The organism is Exiguobacterium sp. s59, assembly GCF_018617475.1.
In the GTDB taxonomy this organism is placed as follows: domain Bacteria; phylum Bacillota; class Bacilli; order Exiguobacteriales; family Exiguobacteriaceae; genus Exiguobacterium; species Exiguobacterium aestuarii.
In genome coordinates this window covers 1-279 of the sequence record NZ_JACSKG010000022.1, presented here as the reverse complement: position 1 = coordinate 279, position 279 = coordinate 1, and the positions used below count along the sequence as shown (strand labels likewise).

1 rRNA gene is annotated in these 279 nt (G+C 47.7%); it reads right to left on the bottom strand.

Going from position 1 to position 279, the window contains the following annotated elements:
* Nucleotides 1-20: 20 nt before the first annotated feature.
* Nucleotides 21-137 (bottom strand): 5S ribosomal RNA (gene rrf, locus KNO91_RS15280).
* Nucleotides 138-279 lie beyond the last annotated feature (142 nt).

Below are 279 nucleotides of genomic sequence, written 5' to 3'. Positions count from 1 at the left end.
AGCTATTGCGGAACGATCTTGCCTGGCAACGTCCTATCCTCACAGGGGGAGATCCCCCAACTACTTTCGGCGCTGAGACGCTTAACTTCTGTGTTCGGCATGGGAACAGGTGTGGCCGTCTCGCTATCGCCACCAGACAAAATGAATATTAACATCACGTCATACGCATGTCAATAATGTTTAGGGTTTATTCCCTGAAAACTGAGGATTCATCAACACAAACCATAGACTAGATCAAAGCCTCGACCGATTAGTATCATTCAGCTCCACGTGTCACCA